This window comes from Candidatus Flexifilum breve, assembly GCF_016713355.1.
Genome location: NZ_JADJPI010000035.1, coordinates 1175336 through 1191115 on the forward strand (window position 1 = coordinate 1175336; position 15780 = coordinate 1191115).

The 15780-nt window shown below is 60.8% G+C and carries 16 protein-coding genes; 11 read left to right on the forward strand and 5 right to left on the reverse strand.

Annotation, left to right across the window (positions count from 1 at the left end):
• Window positions 1-126 precede the first annotated feature (126 nt).
• The 4 genes from IPK17_RS28045 (at window position 127) to IPK17_RS28060 (ending at window position 2219) form a co-directional block, all read left to right on the forward strand.
• Window positions 127-294, forward strand: a complete 168-nt coding sequence (locus IPK17_RS28045) for a hypothetical protein (protein ID WP_343420999.1) — start codon at window positions 127-129, stop codon at window positions 292-294.
• Window positions 295-356: 62 nt separating this feature from the next.
• Window positions 357-656 carry a hypothetical protein gene (locus tag IPK17_RS28050; RefSeq protein WP_343421000.1) on the forward strand — a complete coding sequence of 100 codons (300 nt, stop codon included), beginning with the start codon at window positions 357-359 and terminating at the stop codon, window positions 654-656.
• A gap of 87 nt (window positions 657-743) precedes the next feature.
• The gene (locus tag IPK17_RS28055) at window positions 744-1157 is read left to right on the forward strand and encodes a response regulator (RefSeq protein WP_343421001.1); all 414 of its coding nucleotides are present in this window, start codon (window positions 744-746) and stop codon (window positions 1155-1157) included.
• A 195-nt stretch (window positions 1158-1352) separates the two neighbouring features.
• Window positions 1353-2219, forward strand: coding sequence for a PhzF family phenazine biosynthesis protein (locus tag IPK17_RS28060; RefSeq protein WP_343421002.1), 867 nt, complete (start codon window positions 1353-1355; stop codon window positions 2217-2219).
• A 54-nt stretch (window positions 2220-2273) separates the two neighbouring features.
• Here IPK17_RS28060 and IPK17_RS28065 read toward each other — a convergent pair whose 3' ends face one another.
• Complete coding sequence (locus IPK17_RS28065; protein WP_343421003.1) at window positions 2274-3371, reverse strand: lactonase family protein; 1098 nt, start codon at window positions 3369-3371, stop codon at window positions 2274-2276.
• Between the two features lie 193 nt (window positions 3372-3564).
• Here IPK17_RS28065 and IPK17_RS28070 point away from each other — a divergent pair, with 193 nt between their 5' ends.
• From IPK17_RS28070 to IPK17_RS28085, 4 genes are all read left to right on the forward strand, one after another.
• Window positions 3565-4146 carry a nucleoside deaminase gene (locus tag IPK17_RS28070; protein WP_343421004.1) on the forward strand — a complete coding sequence of 194 codons (582 nt, stop codon included), beginning with the start codon at window positions 3565-3567 and terminating at the stop codon, window positions 4144-4146.
• Between the two features lie 6 nt (window positions 4147-4152).
• A complete protein-coding gene (locus tag IPK17_RS28075) occupies window positions 4153-5487 on the forward strand; it encodes an amidohydrolase (protein WP_343421005.1) in 1335 nt (444 codons plus the stop codon).
• Window positions 5488-5750: 263 nt separating this feature from the next.
• On the forward strand, window positions 5751-6323 hold the full coding sequence (locus IPK17_RS28080; RefSeq protein WP_343421006.1) for a glucose-6-phosphate isomerase family protein: 573 nt from the start codon (window positions 5751-5753) through the stop codon (window positions 6321-6323).
• A 17-nt stretch (window positions 6324-6340) separates the two neighbouring features.
• Window positions 6341-6997, forward strand: a complete 657-nt coding sequence (locus IPK17_RS28085) for a bifunctional 4-hydroxy-2-oxoglutarate aldolase/2-dehydro-3-deoxy-phosphogluconate aldolase (RefSeq protein ID WP_343421007.1) — start codon at window positions 6341-6343, stop codon at window positions 6995-6997.
• A gap of 268 nt (window positions 6998-7265) precedes the next feature.
• Here the strand turns inward: IPK17_RS28085 and IPK17_RS28090 are convergent, their stop codons facing one another.
• From IPK17_RS28090 to IPK17_RS28105, 4 genes are all read right to left on the reverse strand, one after another.
• Window positions 7266-8645 carry a dipeptidase gene (locus tag IPK17_RS28090; protein WP_343421008.1) on the reverse strand — a complete coding sequence of 460 codons (1380 nt, stop codon included), beginning with the start codon at window positions 8643-8645 and terminating at the stop codon, window positions 7266-7268.
• Window positions 8646-8919: 274 nt separating this feature from the next.
• On the reverse strand, window positions 8920-10749 hold the full coding sequence (locus IPK17_RS28095; protein WP_343421009.1) for a sugar ABC transporter substrate-binding protein: 1830 nt from the start codon (window positions 10747-10749) through the stop codon (window positions 8920-8922).
• A 143-nt stretch (window positions 10750-10892) separates the two neighbouring features.
• A complete protein-coding gene (locus IPK17_RS28100) occupies window positions 10893-11906 on the reverse strand; it encodes an ABC transporter permease (protein WP_343421010.1) in 1014 nt (337 codons plus the stop codon).
• Window positions 11907-11922: 16 nt separating this feature from the next.
• The gene (locus tag IPK17_RS28105; RefSeq protein WP_343421011.1) at window positions 11923-12702 is read right to left on the reverse strand and encodes an ATP-binding cassette domain-containing protein; all 780 of its coding nucleotides are present in this window, start codon (window positions 12700-12702) and stop codon (window positions 11923-11925) included.
• 238 nt (window positions 12703-12940) lie between these two features.
• On the opposite strand from IPK17_RS28105, the gene IPK17_RS28110 reads away from it, so the two are divergent.
• The 3 genes from IPK17_RS28110 to IPK17_RS28120 all read left to right on the forward strand — a co-directional run bounded on the left by IPK17_RS28110 (window position 12941) and on the right by IPK17_RS28120 (window position 15614).
• Entirely contained in the window at window positions 12941-13696 is a 756-nt protein-coding gene (locus IPK17_RS28110; RefSeq protein WP_343421012.1) for a DeoR/GlpR family DNA-binding transcription regulator, read from the forward strand.
• Window positions 13697-13816: 120 nt separating this feature from the next.
• The gene (locus IPK17_RS28115) at window positions 13817-14776 is read left to right on the forward strand and encodes a 1-phosphofructokinase family hexose kinase (RefSeq protein ID WP_343421013.1); all 960 of its coding nucleotides are present in this window, start codon (window positions 13817-13819) and stop codon (window positions 14774-14776) included.
• Complete coding sequence (locus tag IPK17_RS28120) at window positions 14769-15614, forward strand: sugar phosphate isomerase/epimerase family protein (protein ID WP_343421014.1); 846 nt, start codon at window positions 14769-14771, stop codon at window positions 15612-15614. Before IPK17_RS28115 ends, IPK17_RS28120 begins: the two co-directional genes overlap by 8 nt.
• The last annotated feature ends 166 nt before the right edge of the window (window positions 15615-15780 follow it).

Sequence of the window (15780 nt, forward strand, 5' to 3'; positions counted from 1 at the left end):
AATTTAATTAACCGCCAAGCATGGCGGTTTTTTATTTTTGCGTTCATTTGGTCAGCACTTTGTTGCACACCCCCGGCTAACGTAGTGTCAAACGTTGGAAATTAACTCTCATCAGGAGATACCTACATGAACACGCAGATTAACTCCCTCCGCACGAAGCTGGTCGCCGTTGTCGTCGCTTCGCTGGTGTTCGCGATTACCCTCGCGCCGGTGGCGCGCGTTCACGCTGGCCCGATTGACGGTGGTCCGGATCGTATTGCCTTCGCGACCCTCGCCGTGCCCACGAGCGAATAACATTCAACGACACCCGGCACGTTACGTACGCTGAAACGCAGTTCATCAGGGAGAACCAAATCATGGCGTTAAGTGAGCGCCTTTACCAGGTAGATCGCAGCACCCATCCGAAACCGGATCCGTTCAAGAAGAGCCTGTGGCAAGGCTACTGCCTGACTGCGCACGAAATGACCCAGATCGACAAGTTGATGGGCCGTGCCCTGCTCGACCGCAAATTCTGTGATCGACTGGTGCAGACCCGTGACCACGCGATTTTCGCGGAATATGGCTTGTCGCCGGAAACGCAGACCTGGCTGGCTTCCATCCAAGCCGCCAACCTGACCGAATTTGCCCGGGCGATCACCGCCGATAATGTTCGCTAGGCTGTTTCACCGATCGTTCGCATAGTTGTTGTGGCCGACACTGCACACCGCTGTGTTGTAACAACGAAGTAGGGTCGGAGTACCAAAATGACCATTCTGCTCGCTGATGATGATAGAGTAATGCGAACGCTGACGGCCACTTTCCTGAAGCGCAGTGGGTTTGAACTGCTGTATGCGCAGGACGCCGCCCAGGTGCTGCAAATCGTCAAGAGCACCGTCCCGGATATGTTCGTACTGGACATTATGATGCCGGGCATCAGCGGGATTGAGCTGTGTCGTGCGCTGCGGGCGCACGAAGCGACACGTGGGACACCCGTGATCATGCTGTCGTCCTTGAATGACCCGCAAACGATCAACAATTGTTTGAACGCCGGCGCCACGGCCTTTGTCTGCAAGTCAGACATGCAGCGCCTCCCCGCCATTGTGCGTAAGTTCCTGCCCGCGCCAACGCCGGGTCCGCTATCGCGTCAGGAAGCCCAGGCCGGGATCGACGCGAAGTAAGCCAAACCCGTGCACGTGAGCGGACACACCTGCTCGACCGCAGTTGTACCGCCCGCCGTTCGTAATCACCGACAAAGCTGCATACATTGACAAACCACCAAACGGGGATCGGCAACGATCCCTTGGTTTGATTCCCGCGCCCGGCGGTTTTCCCGCTATACTTATGCCTCTCTCACTGACTGAGGCAGATGCGCTGTGCCGACACTTGTTCACCATTACGATGCGTTCACGACAACGCCGGGCCGCGGTAACCCCGCTGGCATTGTCTTTGACGCGCGAAGCTTAACCGACGACGCCATGCAGCAGATCGCGGCTAAAGTCGGCTTCAACGAAACCACCTTTGTGCTGCCCTCCGACCGGGCTGACATCAAGCTGCGCTACTTCACGCCGGGCAGCGAAATGAATCTGTGCGGTCACGCGACTGTCGCCAGCTTCACGGCGCTGCATCAGCGCGGCGCATTCGATGAGCGGACAGCGCTCACCGTCGAGACGAAAGCGGGCATCCTGCCCATCAGTGTCGAAGTGCGCGAGAATCTTCCCTACATCTGGATGACGCAAGCGCCGCCGCAGTTCATCCCGTTTGCCGGGGATCGTGCTGCCGTCGCCGCGTCAGTTGGGCTGGAAGTGAGCGATCTGGACGACAGACTGCCCATTGTTTATGGCAGCACTGGTATCTGGACGCTCATCCTGCCCGTGCGCGGTCTCGACGCGATGCGCCGCATGCAGCCGCAAAATGCGCTGTTTCCTGACCTCCTCACGCAGCAGCCCCACGCCTCGATCCATCCCATCTGCTTTGAAACGGTCGATCCGGCAGTTGATATGCACGCCCGACATTTCTCCTCGCCCTTCTCCGGCACAGTCGAAGACCCGGTGACGGGAACAGCTTCGGGCGTGATGGGCGCATACCACAATCGTTACATTCGGCCTGCGTCTGAGTTGAGCGTCGAGCAAGGCCTAGAGATTGGGCGGGCTGGCCGCGTGTTGGTCGCCGTGGACGGTGATTTAGTGCGCATCAGTGGGACGGCCATCTACACTGCCGAATTTGAGGTCGAGATTGACTAGCATCTGACGAGAGGGCCGGGGCAAACTTGCGTATCTGCCCCGGAAAAACAACCCTTAACCCAGCGTCACGAACTTCAGACACACAGGTGCTGGCACATTCGCCACTTGTCCGGTCGGTTCGAGCAGTCCCGTCTGCTGATCGATGCGGAAGCTGACGATGGTGTCGCTGTTCTGGTTGCCCACCAGCAGATACATCCCCGTCGGATCGATGACGAAGTTGCGCGGGAAGTTCCCCCCCGTCGACTGATGCCCAATCACCGTGAGCCGCCCCGTTCCTTCCTCCACCGCGCAGATCACGAGGCTGTCGTGACCGCGATTGCCCCCATACAGGAACTTTCCCGACGGGTGAATCTGAATGTCGGAGCCGTAACTCGTCTCCGCCGATACCCCTTCCGGCAGCGTCGGCACGGAGTGGAGCGGCATCAGCCCGCCCGTCTCCGCATTGACTATCAGCGCAGTGATGGTCGAATTCCACTCGCCGATCACGTAGGCAGACTGGCCATTGGGGTGGAACACCATGTGCCGCGCCCCCATCCCCGCTTCGAGCTGGGTCGTGCCGTGCGGAATCAGCCGCCCATACTGGTGATCGAGCTGATAAGTCACGACCTGATCAAGGCCGAGATCGACGACATGCACCCAGCGATTGGTCGGGTCAGTCACGATGCAGTGTCCATGCGACTTATCCTGGGCAGGCTTGGGACCGCGTCCGAGGTGGCGCACGCTGTCGCTGGCAGGCAGCACGCCGCCGTCAGCGCGCAGCGGGAAAACCGCGACCGTTTCGCCGTCCCAGTAATTGGCCGCAAACGCAAAGTGATCCGCCTGATCGACGGATGCATACGCGGTGACCGTGCCCCGGGTGGACTGCCGGTTGATGTAGGTCAGCGCGCCCGTCTGCTGGTCGATAGCATAGGCCGTGATCGTGCCTTCTGGCCACAACCAGACCTCGCTGACGGCGTACAGCCGCTGCTGATCGCGGCTGATCGCTAGATACGACGGGCTGTCGATACCGTGCGTCTCGCTGACGGGCGTCAGCGCGCCGGTAACCCGGTCAAGGCTGTAGAGATAAATCCCCTGCCCGCTATAGGTTTTGAGATAAGGAGCAGGTCGCGTATACGTGCCGACATACAGCAGCAAGCGCTGCGCTTGTGTCATAGAGAACCTCCTGTGTGGTAAGGGCGGCGGCGTCAAAGCTCACCGCCGCTGGTGCAGCGCCCAGTGTAGCATGTTCACGCGGATTCCCGCGCTGATCCCACAACCAAACGCCCCCCGGAACTGTACACAATTGTGCTTGACGGATACCCCCAGCCCAGTCCACAATCTGTGCCTGCTGGAAGGAGAGGAAACGATGGAATTTACGTTAGCGCTGCCTGACTGGGCAATTGAAGAAAATCACCGTTTACCGGCTGTGATACCGACGGTTGAAGAACGCATGGCGGCTGTGATTCGCTTTTCACGGCTCAATTTTGAAAACGGCACGGGCGGCCCGTTCGCGGCGGGCGTGTTCGAGCGCGACACAGGCAAACCCGTCGTGATCGGCGTGAACCGCGTGGTGGCGTACAACTGCTCATCCGCGCACGCTGAAGTGATGACACTCTCGGTCGCGCAAAAGCTGCTCGGCACATATGACTTGGGCGGCCCCAGCCAGCCGATCTACCAGATGGTCGTCAACTGGCGACCGTGTGCCATGTGCTTCGGCGCGGTGCTGTGGTCGGGTGTGCGCTCGCTGGCGATTGCGGGGCACGGCCCGGAACTGGAAGCGATCACCGGGTTTGACGAAGGCCCGATTCATCCGGAGTGGGACAAAGAACTCGCCAAGCGCGGCATCGAGCTGATCGACAATGTGCTGACCGAAGAAGCGCTGGCCGTCTATCGCGACTTCGCCAACAGCGGCGCGCTGGTCTACAACGCGCGGCAAGGTCAGGACTAGAATCGTATGAGCCGTCTGCTGATCGCCAACGCGCAAGTTCTGCAAGTCAGCCCGACGGGCAGCAGCGTCACGATCCTTGAGGAGCAAGATGTGCTCGTCAACGGGCAGCGCATCGAAGCCGTACAGCCGACCGGCGCAGTCGATCCCTCGCACTTTGACACGGTGATCGACGCGCACGGCATGCTGGTCGCGCCGGGGCTGATCAACTGTCACGCGCATGTGCCGATGGTGCTGTGGCGTGGACTGGCCGAAGACGCCTCCATCGACCGCTGGTTCAATGACCTGATGTGGCCGCTCGAAAACAATCTGCAGCCGGAAGATGTGTACTGGGGCATGCTGCTTGGCCTGATCGAGCAGATTGAGAGCGGCGTCACCTCGGTCGCCGACCACTACTTCCACATGGCGCACGCCGCCCGCGCCGTCGAGCAGATCGGCGCGCGGGCGCTGCTCGGTTATGCGATGTTCGGCAGTCAAGGTCTGAACATGATCGAGGAGACGGCCAGCTTCGCGCAGGATTTTCAGGGCGCGGCGCACGGACGCATCCGCACCATCATGGCGCCGCATGCGCCCTACACCTGTAACGACGACTTCCTGCGGGCGACCGCACAGATCGCGCAGAAGCTCGGCGTGGGCATTCACATCCATGTATCCGAGACACCGCAGCAGACTATCGCCAGCTACCGCAAGCGTGGCATCACGCCGTTGCAAGTCTTGCAGCAGACGGGCGTGCTCGACGTGCCAACGATCCTCGCGCATGTGTGCGGCGCGACCCCGGCTGATATTCGCCTGCTGGAGCAGTACGACACCGGTATCGCGCACGCCGCGAAGACCTATCTCAAGCTCGGCGAAACGACCGCCCCGGTCATCGAGTTTCGAGCGGCGGGCATTCCGGTCGGCTTGGCGTCCGATGGCGTGGTGAGCAACAGCACGCTCAACCTGTGGGAAACGCTGCGCCTCATGGCGCTCACGCAGAAAGCGCGCACCGGCATGGGCGAAACCCTGCCGATTGCCGAAACGTTGGCGATTGCGACGCATGGCAGTGCCAAAGTCTACGGTCAACCAAACGAACTCGGCGCGATCAGGCCCGGCTACCTCGCCGATCTCGTGCTGATCGACTTGAGCGGCACGCATCACCAGCCGCTGTATAACGTCGGCGCGTCGCTGGTCTACAACCTGCAATCCGCTGATGTGCGGACGGTGATCATCGACGGGCAAGTTGTCATGCGCGACCGTCAACTCCTCACCATCAACAAAGCCGAGGTGATCGCGCAGGTGCGTTCCCGCATGGATCGCCTATCGTATCTCGACCCGGCCAAGCGTATTCAGACCTACGATAATTAGCACACCTTATCTTAGACCAGGTTTCTCCTCCCTTTTGGCTTGAGGGAGGCAACAAGTGATATTCAAGACACATTTGCCCCCTCACGCTATCCCCTCTCCCGCTCACGGGAGGGGCAAGCCCCTCCCCTACATTCTGTTGCCTCAAATTGAACTTTCGCCCTCTAGCTCTCCGTTTTGAGTGGGGAATTCCCGCCCACGCTGGCAAAGGCCGCAGAAGCATCTAGAATCGCCGTAGATTGCGAACGCTGTCTGAAAGGCACATCATGCACACGACTCCATTTACGTTCCAACTCCCAGCAACGGGTGGCATTCCCTCCGAATATGACAGTCACACCGTGCGGCGGCTGTCCTCAATGCCGAATATGTACCTCGACGCGGACGCGTATGCCGCGCAGATCGCCGCCGATCCGGTGCTCTACGAAGTCTACGAGATTCACCGTCCGCACAACTCCGGTGAACTCCTGCACGGCGTGACCGTACTGCACCCCGGCAAGATCGGCGCGGAATACCACATGACTAAAGGTCACTTTCACGACGTGCTGGAAACGGGTGAGGTCTACTACTGCCTGAGCGGACAGGGCATGCTCGTCATGGAGACGCCCGAAGGCGACACCTCCGTCCTACCGTTCAATGCGGGGACGGTGCTCTACGTGCTGCCGCGCTGGGCCCACCGTACGGTCAACATCAGCGCGACCGAACCGCTGATTTTCTTCTTCGTCTATCCCGGTCACGCGGGACACAACTACGGCACGATTGAGCAGCAGGGCTTCCGCAAGCTGGTCGTCGAGATGCAAGGCCAACCGACGGTCGTTGATAACCCGCGTTGGGGTGGCTAACCCCGGAAAGGATCACCATGAGTCGCACAATTCTGGATCACATTCTCAATACGGGCATCATCGCCATTCTCCGGGCGGATCAAAGCGCGAAACTGCTCAAGGCGCTGGAGGCGATCAAGGCTGGCGGTGTGACCGTCGCTGAAATCACGCTGACCACACCCAACGCGCTCGCCGTCATCGCGCAGGCCCGGGAGCAGTTTGGCGCAGAGATGATCATTGGCGTCGGGACAGTGCTGGACGCCGAAAGCGCCCGCGCAGCGATTCAAGCCGGGGCGCAGTTCGTCGTCAGCCCAACGATTAAGCGGTCCACGATCAAGCTGTGCCGCCGTTACAGCATTCCGGTGATGCCGGGCGCGTACACGCCCACCGAGATTCTCACGGCATGGGAAGAAGGCGCGGACATCGTCAAGCTGTTCCCGGCAGACATTGGCGGCGCGGCCTACCTCAAAGCGGTCAAAGCGCCGCTGCCGCAGGTGCGCATCACGCCGACGGGCGGCGTCGACGAGCACACCGCCGCCGACTTTCTGCGAGCAGGCGCAAGCGCGCTCGGCGTGGGCAGCGCGCTCGTCAATCAGAAGCTGCTCGACGCGGACAATTACGAGGAAATCAGCGCGCGGGCAGGTCGCCTGCGGCAGATCTACGACTCGTTTCGTTCCGGTGTGACGTTCAGCTAGCGCCTGCCTGCGGGAATGGAACACCAGCGGACGCGATAAATCACGCCCCTAAGAGAAAGCGGTCTAGTGTAGGGACGCAATTCATTGCGTCCGCTTGTACCCAAGTGGACTTCACACTATCGTACTGAGCCGCATTGACTTGTCCGTTCATAGCGGACAGCGCAGCTACTGTCCCTACTCCCCCTGAATTCGGGCGTGGGGGGGGGGGGGGTTTGCTCCTCCCTGAATTCGGGGAGGGGATGGGGGTGGGGTCGGAGAATGCAGACCTCTACTTGAACGAGATCAGGTTGTAGAGCACATGGATCGCCGTGTCGATGGCGAGATAGAAGTCCTCGATGACGATGTATTCATTCGGCGAGTGGATGTTATCGCCCGGCCCTAAGCCAAGATGGGTCATCGGGATGCCGAGCTCACGCTGGAACATGCCCGCAATCGGCACCGACCCGCCCGCGCGTTCCATCAGCGCGCGCTTACCCACCGTCGCGACCAGCGCCTGCTGCACTGCTTCCACGCCCGCGCCTTCAAACTGCGTGCTGAACGGGTAGCCTGCCACCGGCACGCTGACCTCAATGCTGACGGTCTCAGTCGCGAAGCTCATGACATAATCCTTGAACATGCGGCCAATCTCAACCGGGTCCTGATCGTTGACGAGGCGCATGGTCACCTTGAAGCCCGCCTTCGACGGCAGCACCGTCTTGGTGCCGGGACCTTGATACCCGCCCCACATACCGTTGACATCGAGCGTGGGCAGTGCCGTCGCCCGCACCGCCGTTGACGCGACTGATTCGCCCCAGAAGTGCGCCGCGCCCGACCGTTCTTTGAACTGCGGTCCCGTCCGCGCCCACAACTGCTCTAGGTTCGCCAGTTCCGCCGCCGTCAAGTCGCGCACGGCGTCATAGTAGCCGGGGATCTGGATGCGCCCCGCGTCATCGTGGAACGAGCCGATGATCTTCCCGGCCAGGTGCAGCGGATTGTGCACCGTGCCGCCATACGTCCCCGAATGCAGGTCGTGATCCGGCCCGGTGAGCGTGACTTCGGCGGCGACGATGCCGCGCCCCGAGTAGACGATGCTCGGCTGATCGCGCACGAATTCACCGTCACACAGCACGAACAAATCCGCGTTGAGCAGGTCTTTGTTCCCGGCGACAAACGGGTGCATGTTCGGCGAACCGGACTCTTCCTCGCCTTCAAAGAACAGCTTCACATTGACAGGCAGCTTACCATCGACTGCGAGGATCGACTCGATGGCCTTGAGGTTCGCCCACACGCCCGCTTTATCATCTTCGGAGCCGCGCGCGTAGAGTTTGCCGTCGCGTTCGGTCGGTTCGAAGGGCGGCGTCACCCACAAGTTGAGCGGATCGACGGGCTGCACATCATAATGCGCATAGATCAGCACGGTCGGCTTATCCGCGCCCGCCTCCAGCCATTCCCCATACACGACGGGATGCCCATCAGTCGGGATCGTCTGGCAGTTCTTCATCCCGATGCGCCGCATTTCGTCGCGCACCCAGTCGGCGCAGCGCGCGACTTCGGCCTTGTAATTGGGATCGGTGCTGATCGAGGGAATGCGCAGCAGTTCGCTGAAACCAGACATATACGCGCTGCGCTGCGTTTTGGCATGCTCAAGCGCTCGTTGGGCATTAGACATCGAATACGCTCCTTAAGTGCTGGTCACCACGGGTACGACCACCATTGTGCCGCACTTTCAGACCTCGCAACCACATCTGGACTCATCGATGGACTGACACAAAAACAGAGGGTCGTTCGATTCGGTGATGTGCCGCATCTAAACGACCCACTTTAGGCATTCACGATGATTACGCACATCCCGAGTGTAGGGGCAGACCGATGTGTCTGCCCGGATGCTTCGGGCGCACACGCAGGTGCGCCCCTACAGGCGTTCGTGGATCCATTACCCTGCTCTAGCCGACGTTGTCCGCCGTCAGCAGACGGATCGGCGCGTCAATCGACATCGGGATCGGGCGGCCTTCCGCCAGCTTGATCGCGTTTTCGACTGCCAGCACGCCGATTTCGTACGGGTACTGGGCGACCGTCCCGGTCATGCGGCCTTCGCGGATGGCATCGAGCGCTTCGGGAACCGCGTCCGTGCCGATGATGATGATCTGGCCTTCGAGACCCGCCGCGCGTACGGCTTCCGCCGCGCCCAGTGCCATGGTGTCGTTCGCCGCGTAAATCGCCTTGACATCCGGGTTCGCCTGCAGGATGTTCGTCGTCACGTCGAGCGCGCGCGTGCGATCCCAGTCGGCCGGTTGGCTGGCAACGACATTCATCGTGCCGCTGACCGTGTCGAAGAAGCCATCCCGCCGCGCCTGACCGGACACGTTGCCCGCCAGACCTTCGAGAATGGCGACCTGCGCCCCGGCTTCGAGATTCGCCAGCACGTAGTTACCGGCCAACTGCCCCGCCTGATAGTTGTTCGAGGCGATGCGCTGCGCAATGTCAATACCCGCGTCCGCTGCCGCAGCCGCCGGGATCAGTTCGTCGACGTTGATGACTGGCAGACCCGCTTCCGAAGCCGCCGCCAGCGCCGAATTCAGGTTACTCGGCGTGATCGGCGAGACGAGCAGCGCATCAAACCCTTGATCGAGATACGATTCCGCTAGCGCCAACTGTTCGTCGGTGTCCGCTTCCGTCGGAACCGAACCCACCTGCACGTTCACGCCGTAGGTTTCCGCGGCAAACGCATAGCCATCCGCCATCGCTTGCCAGTATTCGTTCGCTTCCGTCTTGATGATCGCGCCGAAGCTCAGATCACCAATCGCGGGATCAGGCATGGGCTGCACCGGGGCCTCGAGGTCGCCCGCCGTCAACAGGCGGATCGGCGCGTCGATGCGAGTAGGAATCGGGCGACCTGCCGCCAGCTTGATCGCGTTTTCGACCGCCAGCACGCCAATTTCAAACGGATACTGCGCGACCGTCCCGGTCATGCGCCCGTCGCGAATTGCGTCCAGCGCTTCCGGCACCGCATCTGTCCCGATGATGATGATCTGGCCTTCGAGACCCGCCGCGCGCACCGCTTCGGTCGCACCGAGTGCCATCGTGTCATTCGCCGCGTAAATCGCCTTGACGTCGGGGTTGGCTTGCAGGATGTTGGTCGTCACGTCGAGAGCGCGCGTGCGATCCCAGTCGGCCGGTTGGCTAGCGACGACTTCCATCGTGCCATTGACCGTGTCGAAGAAACCATCACGCCGCGCCTGACCGGACACGTTACCCGCCAGCCCTTCGAGGATCGCCAACTGCGACCCGGCTTCGAGGTTCGCCAGCACGTAGTTGCCCGCCAACTGCCCCGCCTGATAGTTGTTCGAAGCGATGCGCAGCGCGATGTCGATGCCCGCGTCCGCCGCCGCATCTGCCGGGATCAGTTCGTCAACGTTGATCACGGGGATGCCCGCTTCGGTCGCCGCCGCCAAGGCCGAATTCAGGTTGCTCGGCGTGATCGGCGAGACGAGCAGCGCATCGAAGCCCTGATCGAGATACGATTCGGCCAGCGCCAACTGTTCGTCGGTATCCGCTTCGGTCGGCACCGAGCCAACCACCACTTCGACGCCATAGCGTGCGGCGGCGAATTCATAGCCCGCGGCCATCGCCTGCCAGTATTCGTTGGCTTCCGTTTTGATGATCGCGCCGAAACGCAGGGGCGCGTCCTGAGCTAAAGAGAAAGAGGCGCTGGTCACAAGCAGGAGGGCGACCACAGCCACGATAATCGAAATCTGACGCGAAAAACGAAGCATATTTACCATCCTTATACTCATCAAAATCATTGCAGTGAGTGGTGTCATGCTCAATAGATGGTGCGCCGAAAAGACTCCTTTCTCGGCCTTGCCCGGCTAGCATCCCTGCGGTTGAGGGAGTGGTGAACTTGTGTGGGGTGGCTTTACCCAACCCGCTGCGCGTAACGGCGGCGCACTTGATCCAGCGCGACCGCGATGATGATGACGGCCCCGATGACAAACTGCTGCCAGAACGCCGGAATATTCAGAATATTGAGCGCATTACGGATGATGCTGATGATCAGCGCGCCGACAATCGTCCCGGCAATCGTGCCCTCGCCGCCGGACAAGCTCGTCCCGCCCATCACGGTCGCGGCGATGGCGTCCAGTTCGAACATCGTGCCGGAAGTAGGATCGGCGGAGCTCAAACGTGCGGTGAGCAGCACCGCCGAAATCCCGGTCAGCACACCGCCGAAGGTGTAGATGCCGAGCTTGTAGCGGCGGATCGAGATGCCCGCGCGCGCCACGGACTCTTCGCTGCTGCCAATCGCGATCACGTATTTGCCGAAGCGCGTCTTGGTCAGCACGAGCCAGCAGAGCACCGCCAGCACGGCGACGACGATCACCGGGAGCGGGATTTCGCCGAAGACGCGCTGCGAGAAGATGTCAACGAACGCGCTGTCAAACCCATAGATCGGGCGGCCATCGCTGAGGATGAGCGTCAACCCGCGGAAGATGCCCATCGTGCCGAGCGTCGCGATGAACGGCTGCAGTTTGATGCGCGTGATCAGAAAGCCATTGAAGCACCCGCACGCAATGCCCGTCGCAATCGCCACCAGCGCCCCGACCCACGGGCCAGAGCCAAGCGCCATCACCGATGCGCCGATCACCCCGGCGAGCGCTACAATCGACCCGACCGACAGGTCAATGCCGCCGCTGGTGATGATGAACGTCATGCCGAGCGCAATGATCCCGTTGATCGAACCTTGCAGCATCACCTGCGTCAAATTGCGCGGCGTGAGGAAGTACTGCTCCCCGCGCACCAGCGGCGTGATGATCGACAGCGCGACGACGAGGATGACGAGCAGCAGAAAAATGCCGTATCGGGATAACCAGTTGATCCACGCCTGCGGGCGATTCGTCCCGGTTCGCGCTGGAACGTGCGAACTATCAGCCATTGAGGTTCCTATCGAATCAGTGAGCCTGAACTTTAGCGCCAGTGATGTACGCGACGATCTCTTCCGGTGTGGTCGCGTGTTTGTCGAGCGTCGCCGCCTGTTTGCCCTGCCGCAGCACGACGATGCGGTCGGCGATGCGGTGCACGTTCTGCATGTTGTGGCTGATCACGATGAAGGTCATGCCATAGTCGTCGCGCAGTTTCTCAATCGTCAGCAAGACCTGTTCGGTCTCTTCGACGCCGAGCGCGGCGGTCGGCTCATCGAGCAGGATGAGCTGGCGTCCCCATGTCACGGCGCGGCCAATGGCGACAGCCTGCCGCTGACCACCACTCATGCGGCGCACAGGCATGGTCGGCGCGGGGATTTTGATGTGCAGTTGGCTGAGCGCTTCACCCGTCGAGCGGCGCATCTGCGCCCGGTCGAGCACGCCGAACACCCGCCCCAACCAACCCGGTTTGAGCACTTCGCGCCCCAAGTAAACGTTATCAGCAACATCAAGCGGATCGATGAGCGCGAGATCTTGATACACCGTTTCGATGCCTGCATGCAGCGCATCGGCGGGCGACTTAAAGTCGCACACCGTCCCACGCAGGCGCAGCGTACCGCTCGTCGGGCCGTGCACCCCGGCGATGATCTTAATGAGCGTCGACTTGCCCGCGCCGTTATCGCCGACCAGCGCGACGATCTCGCCTTTGTGAACGTTGAAGCTGATGCCCTGTAAAGCCTGTACCGCGCCAAATGTTTTCGTAACGTTGTCTATCTCTAAAATGACCGCCCGGTCGTCCTGTCGAACCATACGAGTGATGTCCTCATTCAGGGGGCTGCACTTATTTGTATTTTATGGAGTCACAACTCAGCGAGCATCGCGTGTTGATATGCAGATCGCTCGCTTCGTTGTGACCAGATTGACTTCCGCACCTTACAACAATCTAGCACACATTAATGTTTACGTCAATCAAGAGCGTGATTGACTCAAACATAAAAATGTGCGACTATTGTGAGCGTGCCTGTGAAGTTAGAGAAAAGCGACTGGAATGACCCTTACCGCAAGGCACAGCGCAATCCTCGAAATTCTGCTCAAAGAGCGGTCGGCCTCCGTGGCGCGTCTCAGCACTGAGTTTGCAGTCAGCGAGATGACCATTCGCCGCGACTTGGTGGAGCTTGAAGAGCAGGGTCTCGTGCAGCGCACGCACGGCGGCGCGAAACCCAACGAGACGCGCCTGCATGAACTGTCGTGGAAAGTCAAAATCGGCCAGTACGTCGACGAGAAGAAGCGCATCGGTCAGGCCGCCGCCGACCTGATCAGTGATGGCGATACGGTCTTGCTGGATACCGGGTCGACGACCGCGCAGATTGTGCCGCACCTCGCCAAAAAGCAGATCACCGCCATCACCAATGCGCTGGCCATCGCCGCGGAGCTCGCTAACTTCCCGCAAATTCAGGTCTTCGTCGCGGGCGGCATGCTGCGTAAGGGCTTGCTCTCGCTCATCGGCCCGCAGACCGAAGCGTTTCTGCGCGGGTTGAATGTCGATAAACTCTTCCTCGGCGTCGATGCGATTGATCTGGAAGCCGGGTTCACCGTGCCCAATCTGCTCGACGCGCACACGAAACAGACCATGATGAAATGCGCGCGGCAGATCATCGTCGTCGCCGATCATTCGAAGCTTCAGCGGCGGGCGTTAGCGCCGGTTGCGCCGCTCGGCGAAGCTCACTTGCTCATCACCGACGGCGGTGCACCCGCCGACTTTGTCGAGCAGCTCCGCCTCCACGTCGAAGTGCAGATCGTCTAACACGCTGCGGCAAAGGACAGATATGCTTCGCGTCGGCACGCATGATGAGTCTGAAATCGATTTCGCGCAGCTTATCGGCGCAAACTATCTGATCGACCAATATCTAGCGCGGCGGCAGCCATGACCATCCTCACCCTCACCCTCAACCCGGCCATCGATCACGTGCTGTGGGTCGATCACTTCCAACTCGGACATACGCTTCGGGCTACGAGCGAGACGCGCACGCCGAGCGGCAAAGGCGTCGGCAGTTCGCTGGTGCTGCACGAACTCGGCGCAGACACCAGGGCGTTCGGCTTTGCCGCGGGTCTGACCGGCAGCATGCTCACCGCCCTGTTGGACCAAGCGGGCATTCCCCATGAACTACTGCCCGCATCGGGCGAAACGCGCATCGCCACACTGATCGTGGATCAACACTCCGGGCTGCAATCAACGGTGAGCGCGGCCACGCTGCGCGTCGATGAGCCCGGTTTCACTCATCTCTTGGATCGGCTGGCGGCTGCTTCAGCGTGGGGCATCATCTGCGCGGGCAGTGTGCCGCCCGGTCTGCCTGCCGACGCCTACGCGACGATTCTGCGCCGTTTGCACGCAACCAACCTTGTCACTCTGCTCGATACCTCGGGCGCGGCGCTGAGCGCGGGCGTCACGGGACTGCCGCATGTACTCAAAATCAATGCGGATGAGGCACGCTCACTGGACGGCGATCTCGCGCTGTCGGTGGCGTCCGCCCTCGACGTGCGCGCCGCCCTTGATCAACTGCGCCGCTATCTCGGCAGATGGGCACGGGAAGCGATTGTCGTGACGCTGGGACGTGACGGTGCGCTCGCCGTCAGACCAGATGGCGGCTACCGTGTGCATCCGCTCAACGTACCCGTGGTCAGCACGGCTGGCGCCGGTGACGCGCTCAACGCCGGGTTGATGCTCGCGCTATCACGCGGCGAGTCGTGGTCGGCGGCGCTGGCGTGGGGCACAGCCGCTGCCTCCTCTGTGGTCATGAACGCGGGCACGGCTGTGTGTCAGCGTCGACAAGTTGAAGAACTATATCGCCAAGTCACTGTTGAGGAGATAATTTTTCATGATTAAGATTGGTTCGCATGCATTTGTGTGGGTCGGCGAATGGACGACCGAGAGCGGCAACTATGCCATTGAGCAGTGCGGCAAGATCGGCTTTGATCTGATCGAAATACCGCTGCTCAAACCCGACGAGTTCGATGTGACGAGTCACCGCGCCGCGCTCGACCAAGCGGGCATCGACGCGACCTGTTCTCTGGCGCTCCCCGCCTCGCTGCACCTGCCCTTCTATCCCGATGCCGCCAAAGCCTTTTTGATCAAAGCGCTGGACAAGGTACAGGAACTCGGCTGTCACTATCTTGGCGGCTGCACCCCGTACTCGCTCGGCACGCTGACGGGCAAACCCCCGACCGCCGCCGAACGGCAGACCGTGATCGACGTGATGAAAGAGGTGTGCGCCGAAGCCGCCAAGCGTGACATCACCGTGGCGCTGGAGCCCTGCAACCGCTACGAGACGTACATGTATAACTCGCTGGCCGATGCCCGCGACGCGATCCTCGCGGTCGGCGCGAGCAACTTCAAGCTGCACGCCGACACTTATCACATGAACATCGAAGAGGAACGCTTCGACACGGCCTTCATCAATGCCGCCGATGTGATCGGCTACGTGCACATGAGCGAGAGCCACCGCGGGCAGGTCGGCAAAGGCACGGGCAAGTGGGATGAAGTCTGGCAAGGGTTGGCCGGGGCGAAATTCTCCGGTTACCTCGTGCTCGAATCATTTGCCGCGATCAACCCGGATCTCACGGCGGCGACCTGCCTGTGGCGTCCGCCGCTGCAGTCATCCGACGAGATCGCGCGCGGCGGCTATGAGTTCCTCAAGGCAGGCGTCGCGCAGTATCTATCCTAAGCTGCAACCAGACAGAGCCGGGATCGTAACTCTCTGTCCCGGCTCACCTCCGCCAATGCATACCTGCAACCGTAGCAGAATAGTACCAATTCCCAACGATTCGACTATATTGATTGCAACATTTGTGAAAAACCTACGGTTTAGGTCATGTAACTCGTTTGTTAAG